Below are 15,741 nucleotides of genomic sequence, written 5' to 3'. Positions count from 1 at the left end.
CTGATGGAAGTTTCACTTTATATGTCCTTATGCTCATGAAGCAATAATCCTACTATCCGTTATTCGCCATAAAATTATTGGCAATTTCATGTTTAATTGGTATAATAACCTCATTAAAATAGGTGATGAAGTTCGCCATTAACTGCCGAGAGCTGATGACTCCTTCCAGTACGGATCTGAAATGATTCATGCTGGGAGGAGTCTATTTTTTTGGCGAATTTCAAATACTATGGGAGAAAGGAGAAAGCAATGAACAGAATAAAGCAGTCTCTTATTATTTATGTTATAAAGTGGATAGTTTTAGCCGTGATAGTCGGAGTTTTAGCAGGGTCTGCATCTGCTTTTTTCCTTATTAGTCTGGAGTGGGCTGCAGAGACAAGAGAAGTATATCCATGGTTTTTATTTTTACTTCCTTTTGGGGGAGCATTCATAAGCTTTCTTTATTGGAAATATGGATTAAATGCAGCAAAGGGGAATAATTTGCTTATTGAACAAGTACACGGTGCAAAGGGCAGTATTCCTTTTCGTATGGCACCGCTAGTTTTATTCGGAACGATTGTGACACATTTATTTGGCGGCTCGGCTGGAAGGGAAGGAACAGCCGTGCAAATGGGCGGAGCTTTTTCGGAAGCAGTCGGGAAAATATTTAAATTGGATGAACTGGACCGAAAAATTATTATTATATGCGGTATAAGCAGTGGTTTTGCATCTATATTTGGAACGCCTTTAGCAGGAACGGTTTTCGGTTTGGAAGTGCTCGCCATTGGACTTATCCGTTATGAAGCAATTTTCCCTTCATTTGCTGCCGCATTTATTGGCAATATTGTAACGACAGCTTGGGGAGTACAGCATCATCATTATGAAATTGGACTTATTCCTGAGTTATCTTTTTTTCTTATTGTGAAAATTATTATTGCCGCGATTCTATTCGGATTAACGGCTACCCTTTTTTCAGAGCTGACACATTGGCTGAAAGAAAAATTCACGAAAATTATGCCGAATCCGGTAATCAAAAGTTTTGCCGGGGGACTTATTATTATCGGACTCGTTTATATAATAGGAACGAGGAAATATCTCGGTTTAGGAATTCCGCTTATTGATGAGGCATTTAATGAAGGGGTTTCACCGTTCACATTTATAACGAAGCTATTATTTACTTCGCTTACATTAGGTGCAGGCTATCAGGGCGGGGAAGTGACTCCATTATTTGTTATTGGAGCGACATTAGGTAGTTCCTTAGGTGAGCTTCTGCATATATCGATTCCTTTTCTGGCGGCACTCGGGTTTATCGGAGTTTTTTGCGGGGCAACGAATACACCAATTGCCTGTCTATTAATGGGGATTGAGCTTTTTGGTTCAGAAGCTGGAATGTATCTGTTCTTAGTTTGCCTGATCAGCTATTTATTCTCCGGCCATACCGGCATTTATACATCACAGCAAATAGGGGTTTCAAAAAATAAACTTATCGTTTTACAGGAAAATGAAACATTGCAGTCAATAAAATTAAAACAGAGAAAAAGAAATAATAAATTGTAATTAAATATTCAGGGAACTCCATAAAATTTTCTTCATTTTTTTAAAAATAATAGGTAAAATGATTGAGAGCAAGTTAGAGGTGAATACAATGTACCGTGATTTAATTATTAACCTGGCTTTAATCATTTCATTTTTGTCTATTTTAGGACAAGTTTTTAAACATAAACCAATGTCTTTTTCCATTACAAATAAAATAGTTGGCGGTTTTATTGCCGGTATTCTTGGAATAACATTAATGTCTTTTTCCATACAGATTACAGATTCAGCATTAATGGATTTGCGGACTTTTGCGATTATTATTGCGATGATATATGGCGGATTAACGAGCGCTGTAACAGCGGGAATTATTATTGCGATAGGAAGGATATTTTTATTTGAAATAAGCATAGCTACTTTTATTGCTCTAGGCATTATCATTTTGCTCATAACAGCATGCACATTTATAAAAAAGTCCAGCTCTACTGTATTTAAAAAATTTCTCTATATGAACATTGCTAATATAGTGATCGTTGATTCAGCATTTCTTTATTTAATTGATGATATACACTTATCGTTTCGTATTTTGATTTATTATGGAATTATCTCCATTCTCAGTGGATTTATTATTTATTATCTAGCTAATTATACTGCCCAGTCTAATGAGAATTTCAGAAAATTGAAGGAGCACGCGCAAACGGATTTTCTTACCGGGTTAAATAATGTCCGTCAATTTGATACTGTTTGGAATATTCTTGTTAACGATGCGAAAGAAAAAAAGGAAAATTTATCATTATTACTATTAGATATCGACCATTTTAAAAACATCAATGACACATATGGTCATGGGGCAGGAGATATTGTATTAAAAGAATTGGGAAAGATGTTGAAAAACTCTGTTCGCTCCTCTGATATTGTCTCTCGAAACGGAGGGGAAGAATTTTCATTCATATTGCCCGATTGTCCAAACGATCAGGCTCTAAAAATTGCAGAAAAGATAAGAAGGAAAGTAGAAGAAGCTGATTTTTTCATTTCTAAAACTGAAAAAATCAATATTACAATATCAATTGGGGTTGCTACATTTCCTGGAGTCATTCAAAATCCAAAAGAATTGCTGGAAAAGGCGGATAAATGCTTATATAAAGCAAAACACTCAGGTAGAAACAGAGTCATTTCTTATATTTAAGCATGGAAAAAGGATCGAGTAAGATCCTTTTTCCATGCTTTTTATTTTAAAACGTTGTATAAATGGCTTCACAAGTTTCCACTGTCGGATGATGAAAACAACATTGTCTATAAAAAAAAAATCGTAAAAATCTTATTTCATTAGTATAATTATCTAGCTGAAAAAATAAGTTATTAAACTGTTTAACTATGGAGGAGCGTATGAAATCTTATTTTATTATTAGCCAAATATTATATTTACTTTCTTTGATTCCGTGGGTTGTCATTTGGGGCATGTCATTTATGAGCTTTGACGCCGGTATAGGCATATGGAATACTTCTTTTGTTCTAATTATTACATTATATCCGGTTGCTATTCTCATCTGTTCTATCTTAGCGTGGGTTTTCCGATTGAAGAAAAGGCGATTTGCAGCCATTATTAATCTAGTTCCTTCATTATGGATAATCGCCTTCTTTTGCTTCATGTTTGTGTATAGTTAATACGAAAGATGCCCTGGTTACAGGGTATCTTTTTGTTTTTTGAGTGTAAATTCCTATATACTAGAATAGAAGAGTATAGGAAGGGAGAAAGGAGGGGGAAATGAATATAAAGGATGCAATAAAAAGAAAAATTACCGCCACATTTTTTACGACAGCTATTACTGCGATTGTCTTAGCTTGTGCCTATATGGCAGCTGTTATGAGATCGTCACCCCTTTATCAGCTCGGTGAGGGATTTTCTTCCATGTTTATCCTTTATAGTATATATGTTGGTGCCATCGTCCTTATTTATGGAAATATCATTTCAGCAGGATTAGAATATATACATAAGAAATGGTTTATAAATCATACATGGTTCTACATTTTACTTCACGGTCTGTTCGGTTTAGTAAATGGGGTTATTTTTCCGGAAGCATCATTATTATTAATGCTGAGTGGAATGGCTGCTGCTTTATTGTATGCTTTCATAGACAGATGGATAGACAGCAAGATGGAAGCTCACAAAAAGATAAGAGGATTTTTTATTTTTCCAGTTCTCTTATTTTGCTCACTGTGGCTCTGTTTTCAAATCATCTCTGAAACACTGCCTCCTTTTACAAAAGAAGAAGCGATCGAATTTGCTGCTGATGGAACACCTCAGGATGTGTTTCCTAAAAAAGAGGGGAAATGGGCGGGAGTAATTAACGGCTACAATGTTGAAAGGGAAACATCTGTAAAAGAAATTGGAAAAGAGAAATATATCGTTACCTTTACAGAAAGATGGGCGAAAGGAACAGAGAAAGGTTCTTCACTCTTTTCTTATGAAGTAGACCGGCAGTCTGCCACAGCCTACTCTATGGAGGGAGAGGAACCTCCATACTAAGCTTTAGTTAGGAGGTTGTAATATGATACTCAAAAAACAGTCAGTTAATATCGTATGGCTTTTCTTACTTATACTTGTAATCGCTTCTAATATCACTTTATACAGGTCTTCATTTGGAGTAAATATGCTGCTGGAAAACCAAAATGCTGTCGTCATAGGTAGTATTATTGATTTAACAATTATAGCACCCATTTTATATTTAGCGTGGCAGCGTAAGCTAAACTGGAAAGCTATTATTACTTTAATAGCGGGAGGACTTATTGCTGTAAGATTTATTATTCCAATGGAATACTTAGCTCCGTTTGAAGCGGTTACCTGGGCAGGGTTTTTAATAGAGGGCGCACTTCTTTTACTTGAAATTTTATTGCTCGTGACACTTTTTAAATATTTACCTCAAATTATCGGAAGAGTGAAAACAAGTTCCCTGCCGCTTCTGTTTTCTTTCTCTCAAGCAGTGGAAGAGAAGGCAAAGAAACACCCGATTATACATGTTCTTTGTTCGGAAATGCTCATGTTTTATTATATTTTTTGTACTTGGAAAAAGAAGCCGCAATATGGGGGGAATACATTCACACTGCATAGAAAATCGAGCTTAATCGCATTTCAAATGATGATGATTCATGCGATTGTCATTGAAACGATCGGTATTCACTGGTGGCTTCATGATAAATCATTCGTTCTGTCGATCATTTTATTAATTATTAATATTTATTCTGTTCTGTTCTTTTTAGGGGATATCCAGGCAGTCCGATTGAATCCTCTGCAAATAGAAAGTGACCGTATGTATGTTTCACTTGGCTTAATGAAGCGTATGGAGATAAAATGGACTGATATTGAAGAAATAATCGAAGACCGTGAAATATTAGAAAGAAAGCTTTCAAACAATACAATTGATTTCATCGCGCGTGATTTCGAAACAGTACATCCAACGGTTATTTTTAAATTTAAATATCCACTAGAAGCAACAATGTTTATGGGAATAAAGAAGAAGTACGATCAGGCAGCAATTCGGGTAGATGAGTCTGAAAAATTTAAAGAAATATTGAAACAAGTGATGACAAAACAATAATATTTAAAGAACGCAGGAGAGAATCCTGCGTTCTTTGAGTTATAGCTATCTTCTTCTCTTTTTATCATCCTTTAGGAGCAGCTGCTTTTTAATAACCTTTTCCAAAGCGACATGTACATGAACAACATTTCCATCTACTTCCTTCACACTTAGAACTTTTCCTTTTCGTCCTTTAATTTTTATATTCTCATCGACAGCAGGGATATTATTGACTAACTGGCTTAACACTAATGTATTATTTTCAAAAAATTGAATGACAACCATTGTTGTTCTCTCCTTACAATTTTATTTTTTGCACAATAAAAAGGGGATCATCTTTGTATAAAATATTGAGTGATTATCATATTTAGACCACAGTAATAAAAGGACAGCTTCTTGGGATAATAAAAAGATAAAAATAAATTTTAGGAGGCTGCCCTAGATGAATTTGGATAAAAATAAGCAAAACAATGAAGAAAAACAAGTTTTACAAAATGATGGTGAAAATTTGCAGACAAAAAATGATGTTTCCGCTCAGGAAGACGGATTCCGCTATGATTATGATGATTCTAAACAATAAGTAAAAAACTCAATAGAAGAATTGTTGAGCAATAATGAAATAGTGATTTAAAACTGACTTAACCTCCGTTTTCCTATAAATAGGGGAACGGAGGTTTTTTTAGCATACGTTAGCAACAGTAAAAAGGGTTGCTCATTAATGCCTCTTTTAATACAACCTACAGTTATATATCTATAATATATAGTTAATTTACTAGTTTACTTGGATATAGTAAATTAGTTTTAAATTTAAAAGAAAGAAGTTGAATAATAATGAAAAAAGTAAAACTTTCTGCTCTAATCACTATCATAAGTATTTTATTGATTATAGCAACAGGGTGCGGTAAAGCAAGTGAAAGTGCAGTTAAGAGCTCAGAGGGAAAACCTGATCAATCCAAAGAAGAAGTTGTTGTGAATATTGGTATTCAGCATGCTATTGCTCCTCTTGTACTAGCAAAGCAAAAACAATGGTTTGAAGAAGAATTTGCAAAACATAATGCAAAAGTTAATTGGGTTGAAGTACAGGGTGGACAACCACAGTTTGATGCTATTCTGACAAATCGACTTGATTTGGCTGTTACAGGAAATACACCAGTTATTACTGCTCAAATATCAAATATTCCATTCAAAGAAATTGCGATTGGAAGTACAGGATCAAAGAATGTTGCCTTATTATTACCAAAAAATAGTTTTGTTAAGGAACTGAAAGAATTAAAAGGTAAGAAAATCGCCGTTGCTAAAGGGACAGCTGCCTATGATATTTTGTTCCGTTTATTAGATAAATCAGGTTTAAAAGCAGGGGATGTTGAAATTATTCAACTTAATCCGGATGAAGCAAAAGCAGCTTTTATCAGCGGTTCGGTTGATGCTTGGAGTATAGGAGAACCTTATCTATCTACCGCTGTAGTAGATGATGGAGCAATTGTGTTAGCCGATGGTTCGACAATCGATTATGTCAGTCCTGCATTCCATGTAGCTCGCACTAAATTCACAGAAGAACATCCAGAACTAGTAACGGCTTATCTAAAGGTATTAGAGAAAACTTTAATATGGCAAAATGAAAATTTAGATGAAGCTGTTAAGATTTACTCTGAGAGTACAAAACTTAATGAAAATGTAGTGGAATCAGTCATAAAAAATGTTAGTTTTGCCACACTCCCTGTTTCTGATGAATATGTGAAAGCTCAACAAGAGCTAGCAAAATTCTTGTTTAATGAGAAGGCTGTTAATAAAATTGTTGATCCATCCGAGGTGGTTGATAACACATTTATTAATGAAGCCCTCAAAGACGCTAAAAGTAATAAATAATTATAAGGGAGCGATATAAATGTCTACTACTACTATTGCAATTGATGAACTTAGAGAACTAGGCAAGCAAGTCTTGCTGAAACATGGAGCTACTGAACGTGAAGCTGAAATTATTACAGAAGACTACCTGGATGCCGATTTAAGAGGACGATCTTCTCACGGTTTTACCTTTTTTAAATACGCTGTAGCTGCTTTTGAAGGAAGAGGAACATACGAAGCGCTGCCTATAGATGGGTCATATCTGCAGGTTAACGGGAATAGTGATCTAGGCCATATTGTAGCACGTGAGGCAATTGATCGCGCAATACCGGTTTTATCGGAGCGGAAAGTTGTTACAATCGGTATTTCTGATATTACGAGATTCAATTGTTCAGGAATTATCGCACGCTATGGAGCAGAAAAAGGAGCAATAACTTTAGTGTTTGCTTATGGAGGATCAAGTGTTGTTGCTCCTCCTGGAGGGAAAGCACCTGCTGTGAACAATACTCCTATTGGTATAGCTATTCCTTATACAGATCCTTTATTCGTTCTTGACATGGCTACATCTGAGCGTGCTTGGGGTCATTTAACCTTAGCAAAATACAGTAAGAAAAACATTCCTGCACATTGGGGAGTCAATGAGGATGGCCTGCCTACCGATGATCCATCCGAAGTCAAATGGTTGTCTCCACTAGGAGGGTATAAAGGTTTTGGACTGGCTCTTGCTTTCGAAATACTTGGAGGTGCACTCGTTCGTGTTCCGATCGGAACCAAAGGACCTGGGAAAAATAGAGGTACACTTATTCAATTGATTGATCCTTCTATTTTCGGTCATACTGCTGACTCTTTTCGCGAACAGGTGACTTCATTTTTAGCAGAATTGTCTGAGATCCCGACTACTGATCCCAACCAAACTATTACATATCCCGGCCAGCGATCGGAACAGCGGTATATTGAGACGCTTAATTCAGGAGTCATCGAACTACATCAATCTGTAATCGATTATCTTCATGAGCAATTGCGTACGAAAAGTCATCCTACTAACTAAAGAAGGTATATTATGAGTAATAGCAAGAAATATAAAAAATATATATACGGCAGTATATTACCAATTGGTATTCTAATCATTTGGCAATTGATCGGCTCTTTACAGCTGATGCCGCCACAGCTGTTGCCTACACCATTTGAAATTGGCAAAAGCTTTGTTTCATTAACTTCTAATGGTGTCTTATTATCTAATCTTTCCATTAGTATTTACAGGGCCGCTCTTGGTTTTTTAATTGGTGGAGGTCTTGGGTTATTGGCAGGATTAATAGTTGGTTTTTCGAAGAAAATGGAATACTCAATAGATCCTACGTTACAAATGATTAGAACGGTTCCTCACTTAGCCATTATGCCGCTATTCATTTTATGGTTTGGATTTGATGAATTTTCCAAAGTACTGTTAATCGCAAAAGGAGCATTTTTCCCTATTTATTTGAATACTTTTCTTGGTATTAGAGGGGTAGACTCTAAATTATTTGATGTATCACGTGTCCTTGAATTCAGCCGATTTAAGCAAATAACGAAGCTCATTCTACCAGCTGCTATGCCAAATATTTTGCTTGGTGTACGGTTGTCCCTTGGAATGGCATGGCTGAGCCTTATTGTAGCAGAACTGATGGGTGCCAGTGCCGGAGTTGGCTATATGGTATCAGACGCTCGACAATTCGCTCAAACCGAGGTCGTTTTTGTTGGAATCGTTATATTTGCTCTAGTCGGTAAGCTAACAGATTCATTTGTTCATAAGCTTGAAAATCGGATATTGCAATGGCGAGATAATTACAATGGCGGCTAATTTAGCAAATGAATAAATATTAAACAAGACAAATAAAGAGACACTATTGAGTGTCTCTTTATTTGTCTATAGTGAACGTAATAGTTTACTCATCAATTCTGTTCTCAGTCTATACTATCTTGAAGCTCTTCCAACGGAACCAGTTAGAAAGTCTTTACTGAATTTTTCATATTCTTTCATCAAATAATTAAGGAACTCTTTCTGTGCTCTGGAAAAATGCTTATTTCTTTTACGTGCCCAGCCAAGTGAAATTGTTTTAGGTTCATGATTGACAAAAGGAATGGCAACAAGATCACCGTTTAGAATAAATGGATCTCGAATCATACTAAACTCGATAAAAAACCCAACAGCATTTCCTTCTGCAATTGTGCGTTTCAATAGTTCTATATTATTGGATGTAAAAATGATATTTAAAGGTCCATGTTTGGTTATAAAATTTTGCATATACCAATTAGAATAATTACCGTCAATATTTACAAAAGGATGACTAATCACATCTTGGGGAGTCAACACTTTTTTAGATGCTAAACTAGAACGTTTTCCGACGCAAACAATCATTCTTGATTCTACGATTGTCTTCATTTCTAGATCTTTAATTTGTTTTTCTTCATGGTTATCAAGATAAATTAATCCTAAATCAGTTCGGTCCTCTTTTAAGTCCTGAATTATATCTTCTGAATTTTTAGCGGAAATTTCTAAACGTACATTCGGATAGTCCTTCTTAAAGGAGACAATAGATTTAGATAAAATCTCCATAAAGTTAGGACCTACTGAAAAACGCACTTCTCCTTGCAGTAATGATGTTTCCCTTTGGGATTCTTCCTTAATTTCTTCAATTTTTGCAAGGATATCATTGATTTTTTCAATCACTATTTCTCCCTGTCTAGTAGGAGAACAGCCTAGCCTTGATCGGTTAAAAAGCTTGATTCCTAGTTCTTTCTCTAAATTTAACAACGATTTACTAATTCCAGCTTGGGTAACATGTAATTGCTCAGTTGCAATGGAAATAGAGCCTGTTCTAGCAATAGCGGAAACGTATTCAAATTGCTCAATATTCATATAAACACTCCATTTGTATGACTTTTATTCATATATATATAATTCATAGTTATTTTACCATTTTACTTGGAAATGATAAAATCTACAATAATTAATATAAACGAAAGGGAGAATATGATGAATATTACAACACGTAAAGTCAAACTAGTACTGCTGCTTATTATTTCGATTATTGGATTGCTTCTTACTGGAGCTTGCTCTAATGAGGGAACTAAGAACTCATCAAGTGCCTCTTCTAATGTGAAAGAAGAATCGGATAAAGAGAAAACGAAAGTGAACATTGCAATCAATGGAGGATTGAATCTTCTTACTATTGCTAAATACAAAGGATGGTTCGAAGAAGAGTTTAAAAAAGAAAATGCTGAGGTAAACTGGGTCGAATTTCAAAGCAGTGCTGCTGTTTTGGAAGCAATTGCTTCCAACCGAGTTGATTTCTCCTTTGTTGGAGAAGGCAGCTTAGTGACGGGAATCACTAGCAAAATTCCAATGAAAGCTATCTCTGTCACTGGTGTTGAAGGAAATCAGAATAGTATTATCGTCCAGCCTGGCAGTCCAATTAAAACAATTGCTGATTTGAAAGGAAAAACGATTGCCATCGCTAAAGCCTCTTCAGCACATATTTTCTTAATCAAAGCCTTAGAGAAAAACGGTTTAAAGGAATCAGATGTGAATTTAATTCAACTGGAGCCTACTGAAGCACTTCCAGCATTTCAGACGGGAAAAGTAGATGCATGGGGAACTTGGGATCCTTACGTAACTACTGAAGTAGAAGAAGGAAGGGCTCGTATAGTGGAAAGTGTGAAAACGATGAATTTCTTATCACCTGCCCTAATGATTGGAAGCGATAAGTTTCTACATGAACACCCTGATTTGGCAGCAACTTATTTGAAAGTTTATCAAAAGACTGTCGATTGGCTGCCGGATAATATTGACGAAGCTGCTGATATTTTAGCGGAAGAAAAGAAAATGGATAAAAAACTGGTGAAAATGATTCTCCAAAATAACCATTATATTAATTCTCCTATCTCTGAAGATATTTCTAAATCTGTTCAATCAACAGCAGATATTTTATACAAACTAGGAACAATTAGAGAAGAAGTAGATATTGATAAGGCTTATGATAATAGCTTTCTTGATGAAGCATTGAAGAAATAACTGCTATATTGTTATATTTTGGGAGGAAGGAAGATGAGTACAAACAGAGAGCTATCAATCTCTAATTATTTACAAACAGTTATAAAACTTAGAAAGAGCGTGGAATTGTTGCCAGAGGAACTAATCAGATGGAAGCCTGCACGAGATAAATGGAGTATTCATGAAATAGTCATTCATCTTATTGACTCTAATATTGTAAATTCCTATCGAATCCGAAAAATAGTTTCAGAACCGGCCACATCATTAGCGACTTTTGCACATGAAGATTGGGTTAGGAATCAGCGATTGATTGATGCCTCTATTTTCGAATTATTAGATACTTACGAAGCTATCACCGGTTATAACGCTTTGATGTTAAAAAGCCTTGAAGAAAGCGATTGGCTCAAGTATGGCTATAAGGGAGAAGTAGAGATTTCTATAGCCTATATTATAGATCAATTTATATGTAATCATGTAGATATACATCTTAGCCAAATAGAACGTAATAGAACTTCGTATTTTGCAAGTTAGAGAAGGAAAATAAATTTTCTTTAAATAGGAGAGGAAAGAAATGGTGTTCCATACATTGCTGAAAGAGGCAGAGAATATCCGTGATCAAGTAGTTGCTTGGAGGAGATATCTTCATCAGCATCCTGAACTGTCATTCGCTGAGCATGAAACAGCAAAATTCATTGAAAATACACTTAGATCATTTGATCATCTATTAGTAACACGACCGACGCCAACAAGTGTTATGGCAAGATTAGTAGGGGAGAGTCCTGGAAAAGTGATTGCGCTTCGTGCTGATATTGACGCACTTCCTATTCAAGAGGAGAATGATTTGCCTTATTGTTCTAAAACGAAGGGAGCTATGCATGCATGCGGTCATGATGGACATACAGCTATGCTTCTTGGAGTGGCTAAAATACTATCAAAATATCACTCCTTCATTAAAGGAGAAGTACGATTCTTATTCCAGCATGCAGAAGAACTTCCTCCTGGAGGGGCAGAAGAAATGGTCGCTGCCGGGGTGATGAACAATGTGGATCTAGTTATTGGGGCACATCTGCAATCTACAGTAGAAGTGGGAAAAGTAGGAGTTGTTTCTGGACCTATGCTGGCATCTCCAGATACTTTCCATCTTACGATATTTGGAAAGGGAGGACATGCAGCTGAGCCTCATCTTACAGTAGATACAATTGCGATCGGAGCACAGGTAATAACTAATCTGCAACATTTAGTATCCAGATATGTTAATCCGATGGAGCCGCTTGTTGTATCAGTTACTAAATTCATTGGAGGGGATACCCATAATGTCATTCCGGGAAGTATTGAGTTATGCGGTACAGTGCGTTCTATAAATCCAGAAGTTAGACAGCATGTCCCGAAATATATGGAACAAATTATTCAGGGAATTACTCAGGCACACGGTGCTGAATTCGAATTGAAATATGACTTTGGTTATCGTCCGGTAGTTAATGATGGAAAAGTTACTCAAATAGTAGAAGAAACAGTTATTGAATTATTTGGTCCAGAAATGTTGTATCAAATTAAACCGAGCATGTCGGCTGATGATTTTTCGGCCTTTCAGAACCAATCCCCAGGTACTTATTTTAATATTGGAGCAGGTAATAAATTGCTGGGAATCATTCATCCTCATCATCATCCGAAATTTAATATTGATGAAGATTCCCTTGAGATTGGTATTAAATTATTTATCGGGACGCTCATAAAAACATTGGATTTGCATCTAAATAATGAAAAATCGGCTGTAAAACAATAAATATAGGAAATTTTAACTGGAATAAGGTATAGCTGTATTCTATTTAACTGTCTTGATTTTTTCTAAAGCTATATGTAAGGATAATAAAATTATTTAAAAGAAAACCAATACTATTAGTGTTGGTTTTTATTTTTATAATAATTGGGCAGGATATTCCAAACTGAAGTAGCTGTATGTGTACGTGAAACAAATATAAAAATGCAGCATAACGGGAATATTTCCATCAAAATGCCGAGGTTTAAAAATTGAAAAGAAACTTCTGATAAACTTAATAGTAATTTAGGATTCAACATTTTTAGAGTTGAAAAAAAGAATAAATTTAGCGGCATATATTACGATGAAGATTAGACCATTTATTTTGTGAATTTATTCTAACTGCAAAATGATTGGCTTTTTTTGCTTATTATCATCTTAAAATATAAAATCAGCCGAGCATTTAAATTTATTTCTTACGTTCTAATTGTTTATTATATAGATAAAGCATTACGAAGAAAGGGTTGATCTATATGGCAAATATACAAATACCTGTATCCGTTTTAAATCTTGTTCCCATCCGAAAAGGGCAGGAAGGAAAACAAGCGATCGACGAAATGGTCGATTTGGCACAGGCGACTGAAAAAATGGGCTATAAAAGATATTGGATCGCAGAGCATCATAATACATCGAGACTGGCGAGTTCTGCGACAGTGATTTTAATTAAACACGCCTTAGAACATACAGAACATATTCGTGTCGGCTCCGGTGGAATTATGCTGCCGAATCATTCGCCTTTAGTAGTAGCCGAACAATTTGGAACGATGGAAACAATTTATCCTGACAGGCTCGATTTAGGTTTAGGTAGGGCACCCGGTACAGACATGAAAACAGCTGGTGCGTTAAGAAGATTTCAAAATGATTCTATGTATACGTTTCCTGAGGATGTACAATCTTTGCTTACTTATTTTGGACCTGAAGAGAATCAAAGCGATGTAAGGGCTTATCCCGGTGTCGGAACGAATATTCCAATTTATATTTTAGGATCATCGACTGATTCTGCTATTTTAGCAGCCAGATTGGGACTGCCATATGTATTTGCTTCTCATTTTGCACCGAGACATATGGCTGAGGCAATTTCTATTTACCGCAATCAGTTTAAGCCGTCTGAATATCTGGATTCTCCTTATATGATCGTATGTGTCAATGTCATTGCAGCAGAAACCGATGAAGAGGCAGAGTTTGAGGCAACGACAATGCAGCAGTTTTTCCTGAATATCGTGCGTGGATCTCAAGTACCGCTAAGTCCTCCGGTTGAAAACATGGACTATATTTGGAACGAGCATGAGAAGGAAATGGCAAAGTCTATGTCCCGTTTCACTCTAATGGGCAGTAAAGATTCTGTGCGCCAGCAGCTCATAGATTTCCAGAAAGAATATAATGTAGATGAGATTATGGCTGTTTCCTACATTTATGACCCTTATAAACAGAAGCGTTCTTATGAAATTTTAAAAGAGATTGTTGATGGAAGGTAGAGAGGGATTTAATTACTTTGTAAACAAAAACACTTAGCTGTTTGTAGCTAAGTGTTTTCCTATATATACATTTAAGCGGGAATAGTAATGACAAATGTTGTCCCTTTGCCTTTTTCACTTTTCACTTCAATTTTACCTTTAATTTTATCTATTGCACTGTAGACGACGAGCATACCGAGACCTGTTCCTTCTTCTTTCGTAGAATAATAAGGCTTGCCTAAGCGTGAAATTTCCTCTTTAGTCATACCGACTCCAGTATCTTTAATTTTTATAACGATCGTTTTCTTTTTCTCGGAAACATCGAGAGATAAAGTACCGCCTTTTCCTTTCATAGCCTCGATGGCATTTTTATATAAATTAATAAGGCATTGCTGAATTTGATTCTTATCATATTTCGTATTTAAAGAATTGTTGAAATAGTACTGTACATCAACCTGATGCATCGTCGCATAAGGAATAATAAGATTTTTTGTATATTCCATTTCCGTTTCAAAATTAGAATAAACCATATTTTCCGACTGTGGTTTCGCAAGAGAGAGGTAGTCGCTGACAATTTGTTCCGCACGCTTTAATTCCTGTAAGGCGATTTCAATATATCTTTTTTCCTCTGGATTGACCGTTGTCGATTTATTTAATATTTGCAGAAAACCGCTCGTTACAGTAAGAGGATTTCTTATTTCATGGGAGACACTCGCCGCTAATTCACTGACAACATTCAATCTTTCTGAATGTAAAAATCTTTCACTTTTTTTTATATTAATACCGATTTTCTCTATTAAAATCATCAGTATGATTGTCATACCTGTATAAGTCGTTAATGCATGGCATGTTAAAATCCAAAATTCCCTATTTAATTTGTCGAAAAAGAAAGTTAAGGTTAACAAGTAAAATCCCATCGTAAGGAAGGAAGCTAGTGCCGCAAATAAAACCCTGTTTCTGGAGCTAAGCTGAATAAACTTTCTACTCATTAAAGGTATTAACATAAATATAATTGTTGAAAAAATGAAAGATTGAAGAACACCGTCTCCGCCTAAATAAAACCGGTAAATATTTAATACGATATAGAGCGGGAAAGCCTTCCTGTATCCTAAAAAAAGAGCAACAATTACAAAAGGAATGTATCTTAAATCGAAAATAAATCCAATGTTTAACTCAATAGGAAAGGTCATGCAAAGGATCATTGTAACGATTGCCAGGAATATAAAAATAATTTTATGGTAATTGCGCTGCCTATGTTCAAAGAAAATAAGAAAAACGATGATTGGAAAAATTAAAAACAGGAAATTTAATAATAATGTTTCAAACAAAGCATAACTTCCTTTCAACCAACTGCTATTATAATATAACTTAGTTCATGCTAATTCATATTATCAGAAATTCATAATAACGTTAATAGGGAAGCATAAACTACTTTATAAACGGATTTTTCCAATGAAAGAAAGCTGATGTTAAATTTTATCCCAGCCTTAACTGGCAGTACGACTCCCA

The 15,741-nt window shown here is 35.4% G+C and carries 16 protein-coding genes and 1 riboswitch; of the genes, 13 read left to right on the top strand and 3 right to left on the bottom strand.

Going from position 1 to position 15,741, the window contains the following annotated elements; genetic code table 11:
- Nucleotides 1-112 precede the first annotated feature (112 nt).
- Nucleotides 113-172: riboswitch (Fluoride riboswitch) on the top strand.
- Nucleotides 173-249: 77 nt separating this feature from the next.
- The 5 genes from BFA01S_RS16760 (at nucleotide 250) to BFA01S_RS16740 (ending at nucleotide 5,108) form a co-directional block, all read left to right on the top strand.
- Complete coding sequence (locus BFA01S_RS16760; protein ID WP_066233263.1) at nucleotides 250-1,536, top strand: voltage-gated chloride channel family protein; 1,287 nt, start codon at nucleotides 250-252, stop codon at nucleotides 1,534-1,536.
- Nucleotides 1,537-1,594: 58 nt separating this feature from the next.
- Nucleotides 1,595-2,698 carry a GGDEF domain-containing protein gene (locus tag BFA01S_RS16755; protein ID WP_082800046.1) on the top strand — a complete coding sequence of 368 codons (1,104 nt, stop codon included), beginning with the start codon at nucleotides 1,595-1,597 and terminating at the stop codon, nucleotides 2,696-2,698.
- A gap of 200 nt (nucleotides 2,699-2,898) precedes the next feature.
- A complete protein-coding gene (locus tag BFA01S_RS22060) occupies nucleotides 2,899-3,177 on the top strand; it encodes a hypothetical protein (protein WP_082800045.1) in 279 nt (92 codons plus the stop codon).
- 100 nt (nucleotides 3,178-3,277) lie between these two features.
- The gene (locus BFA01S_RS16745) at nucleotides 3,278-4,039 is read left to right on the top strand and encodes an MATE family efflux transporter (RefSeq protein ID WP_066233254.1); all 762 of its coding nucleotides are present in this window, start codon (nucleotides 3,278-3,280) and stop codon (nucleotides 4,037-4,039) included.
- 22 nt (nucleotides 4,040-4,061) lie between these two features.
- The gene (locus tag BFA01S_RS16740; protein ID WP_066233251.1) at nucleotides 4,062-5,108 is read left to right on the top strand and encodes a DUF389 domain-containing protein; all 1,047 of its coding nucleotides are present in this window, start codon (nucleotides 4,062-4,064) and stop codon (nucleotides 5,106-5,108) included.
- A gap of 45 nt (nucleotides 5,109-5,153) precedes the next feature.
- On the opposite strand, the gene BFA01S_RS16735 is transcribed toward BFA01S_RS16740, so the two are convergent.
- Nucleotides 5,154-5,372, bottom strand: a complete 219-nt coding sequence (locus BFA01S_RS16735) for a hypothetical protein (protein WP_066233248.1) — start codon at nucleotides 5,370-5,372, stop codon at nucleotides 5,154-5,156.
- A gap of 157 nt (nucleotides 5,373-5,529) precedes the next feature.
- Between BFA01S_RS16735 and BFA01S_RS22510 the strand changes: the two genes are divergently transcribed.
- From BFA01S_RS22510 to BFA01S_RS16720, 4 genes are all read left to right on the top strand, one after another.
- Nucleotides 5,530-5,667 carry a hypothetical protein gene (locus BFA01S_RS22510; protein ID WP_156483830.1) on the top strand — a complete coding sequence of 46 codons (138 nt, stop codon included), beginning with the start codon at nucleotides 5,530-5,532 and terminating at the stop codon, nucleotides 5,665-5,667.
- Nucleotides 5,668-5,918: 251 nt separating this feature from the next.
- Nucleotides 5,919-6,953, top strand: a complete 1,035-nt coding sequence (locus tag BFA01S_RS16730; protein WP_066233247.1) for an aliphatic sulfonate ABC transporter substrate-binding protein — start codon at nucleotides 5,919-5,921, stop codon at nucleotides 6,951-6,953.
- A gap of 19 nt (nucleotides 6,954-6,972) precedes the next feature.
- Nucleotides 6,973-7,980: an Ldh family oxidoreductase gene (locus tag BFA01S_RS16725; protein ID WP_066233244.1), complete on the top strand. Its 1,008-nt coding sequence runs from the start codon at nucleotides 6,973-6,975 to the stop codon at nucleotides 7,978-7,980.
- A 12-nt stretch (nucleotides 7,981-7,992) separates the two neighbouring features.
- Nucleotides 7,993-8,769, top strand: coding sequence for an ABC transporter permease (locus tag BFA01S_RS16720; RefSeq protein WP_066233241.1), 777 nt, complete (start codon nucleotides 7,993-7,995; stop codon nucleotides 8,767-8,769).
- 114 nt (nucleotides 8,770-8,883) lie between these two features.
- On the opposite strand, the gene BFA01S_RS16715 is transcribed toward BFA01S_RS16720, so the two are convergent.
- The gene (locus BFA01S_RS16715; protein ID WP_066233238.1) at nucleotides 8,884-9,828 is read right to left on the bottom strand and encodes a LysR family transcriptional regulator; all 945 of its coding nucleotides are present in this window, start codon (nucleotides 9,826-9,828) and stop codon (nucleotides 8,884-8,886) included.
- 117 nt (nucleotides 9,829-9,945) lie between these two features.
- Between BFA01S_RS16715 and BFA01S_RS16710 the strand changes: the two genes are divergently transcribed.
- The 4 genes from BFA01S_RS16710 (at nucleotide 9,946) to BFA01S_RS16695 (ending at nucleotide 14,253) form a co-directional block, all read left to right on the top strand.
- On the top strand, nucleotides 9,946-10,983 hold the full coding sequence (locus BFA01S_RS16710; RefSeq protein ID WP_066233235.1) for an aliphatic sulfonate ABC transporter substrate-binding protein: 1,038 nt from the start codon (nucleotides 9,946-9,948) through the stop codon (nucleotides 10,981-10,983).
- A gap of 33 nt (nucleotides 10,984-11,016) precedes the next feature.
- Complete coding sequence (locus BFA01S_RS16705; RefSeq protein ID WP_066233233.1) at nucleotides 11,017-11,493, top strand: DinB family protein; 477 nt, start codon at nucleotides 11,017-11,019, stop codon at nucleotides 11,491-11,493.
- Nucleotides 11,494-11,533: 40 nt separating this feature from the next.
- Nucleotides 11,534-12,745, top strand: coding sequence for an amidohydrolase (locus tag BFA01S_RS16700; RefSeq protein ID WP_066233230.1), 1,212 nt, complete (start codon nucleotides 11,534-11,536; stop codon nucleotides 12,743-12,745).
- Between the two features lie 506 nt (nucleotides 12,746-13,251).
- Entirely contained in the window at nucleotides 13,252-14,253 is a 1,002-nt protein-coding gene (locus tag BFA01S_RS16695; RefSeq protein ID WP_066233226.1) for an LLM class flavin-dependent oxidoreductase, read from the top strand.
- A gap of 71 nt (nucleotides 14,254-14,324) precedes the next feature.
- Here BFA01S_RS16695 and BFA01S_RS16690 read toward each other — a convergent pair whose 3' ends face one another.
- Nucleotides 14,325-15,560: an ATP-binding protein gene (locus BFA01S_RS16690; RefSeq protein ID WP_066233224.1), complete on the bottom strand. Its 1,236-nt coding sequence runs from the start codon at nucleotides 15,558-15,560 to the stop codon at nucleotides 14,325-14,327.
- Nucleotides 15,561-15,741 lie beyond the last annotated feature (181 nt).

The organism is Metabacillus fastidiosus NBRC 101226 (assembly GCF_001591625.1).
Lineage (GTDB): Bacteria > Bacillota > Bacilli > Bacillales > Bacillaceae > Metabacillus > Metabacillus fastidiosus.
This window is presented reverse-complemented; position numbering and strand designations above follow the sequence as displayed.

Coding starts and splice junctions, on each gene's coding strand:
- BFA01S_RS16755 (WP_082800046.1), top strand. CDS start 1,595: ATGATTGAGAGCAAGTTAGAGGTGAATACAATGTACCGTGATTTAATT.
- BFA01S_RS22060 (WP_082800045.1), top strand. CDS start 2,899: ATGAAATCTTATTTTATTATTAGCCAAATATTATATTTACTTTCTTTG.
- BFA01S_RS16740 (WP_066233251.1), top strand. CDS start 4,062: ATGATACTCAAAAAACAGTCAGTTAATATCGTATGGCTTTTCTTACTT.
- BFA01S_RS22510 (WP_156483830.1), top strand. CDS start 5,530: ATGAATTTGGATAAAAATAAGCAAAACAATGAAGAAAAACAAGTTTTA.
- BFA01S_RS16725 (WP_066233244.1), top strand. CDS start 6,973: ATGTCTACTACTACTATTGCAATTGATGAACTTAGAGAACTAGGCAAG.
- BFA01S_RS16720 (WP_066233241.1), top strand. CDS start 7,993: ATGAGTAATAGCAAGAAATATAAAAAATATATATACGGCAGTATATTA.
- BFA01S_RS16710 (WP_066233235.1), top strand. CDS start 9,946: ATGAATATTACAACACGTAAAGTCAAACTAGTACTGCTGCTTATTATT.
- BFA01S_RS16735 (WP_066233248.1), bottom strand. CDS start 5,372: ATGGTTGTCATTCAATTTTTTGAAAATAATACATTAGTGTTAAGCCAG.
- BFA01S_RS16700 (WP_066233230.1), top strand. CDS start 11,534: ATGGTGTTCCATACATTGCTGAAAGAGGCAGAGAATATCCGTGATCAA.
- BFA01S_RS16730 (WP_066233247.1), top strand. CDS start 5,919: ATGAAAAAAGTAAAACTTTCTGCTCTAATCACTATCATAAGTATTTTA.
- BFA01S_RS16715 (WP_066233238.1), bottom strand. CDS start 9,828: ATGAATATTGAGCAATTTGAATACGTTTCCGCTATTGCTAGAACAGGC.
- BFA01S_RS16760 (WP_066233263.1), top strand. CDS start 250: ATGAACAGAATAAAGCAGTCTCTTATTATTTATGTTATAAAGTGGATA.
- BFA01S_RS16705 (WP_066233233.1), top strand. CDS start 11,017: ATGAGTACAAACAGAGAGCTATCAATCTCTAATTATTTACAAACAGTT.
- BFA01S_RS16695 (WP_066233226.1), top strand. CDS start 13,252: ATGGCAAATATACAAATACCTGTATCCGTTTTAAATCTTGTTCCCATC.
- BFA01S_RS16745 (WP_066233254.1), top strand. CDS start 3,278: ATGAATATAAAGGATGCAATAAAAAGAAAAATTACCGCCACATTTTTT.